This is a genomic window from Bradyrhizobium sp. Kon37 (assembly GCF_055807535.1).
The window spans coordinates 1-483 of the sequence record NZ_JBVVOY010000124.1 but is presented as its reverse complement, the minus strand read 5'-3'; the positions used below and the strand labels follow the sequence as shown (position 1 = coordinate 483).

Annotated in this window: 1 protein-coding gene; it reads right to left on the bottom strand. The window is 45.8% G+C overall.

Annotated features, from left to right (window positions below):
• Positions 1 to 385: recombinase family protein (locus tag AC0L3J_RS37405; RefSeq protein ID WP_473350432.1), on the bottom strand; the 385-nt coding region annotated here is incomplete at its 3' end.
• Positions 386 to 483: the final 98 nt, after the last annotated feature.

Here is a 483-nt window from a genome sequence, read left to right as displayed (position 1 = left end):
CAGCAAGTCCAGCCATCGTTCGCTCGATAATTAGTTCTCGTTCCATTTCAGCCAGGGCACCCATAACGTGGAAGAAAAAACGCCCCATTGGAGATGACGTATCAATACTGTCAGTAAGACTGCGAAAATTAATCCCTCGCTCTCGTAATTCCCCTACGAGAGAAATCAAATGTTTCATGCTTCGCCCGAGGCGATCCAGTTTCCAGACAACCAGTGTGTCACCTTTTTGAAGGCGCTTTAAAGCGCGTTTTAATCCCGGTCGGTCTGTCCTTGTTCCGCTTAATTTATCTTCAAATATTTGTTCACATCCTGCACAAACAAGAGCGTTTCGTTGCAGGTCTGTATTCTGGTCATTTGTTGATACCCTTACATAGCCAATCAGCACTCTGGATCTCCTGTTTAAAAGCGCCAATCATGCCATGCGTGCCAAAATCGACCATTATCCAAAACCTCGGTTTACAGGAAACGGTAAACAGGGCTAGG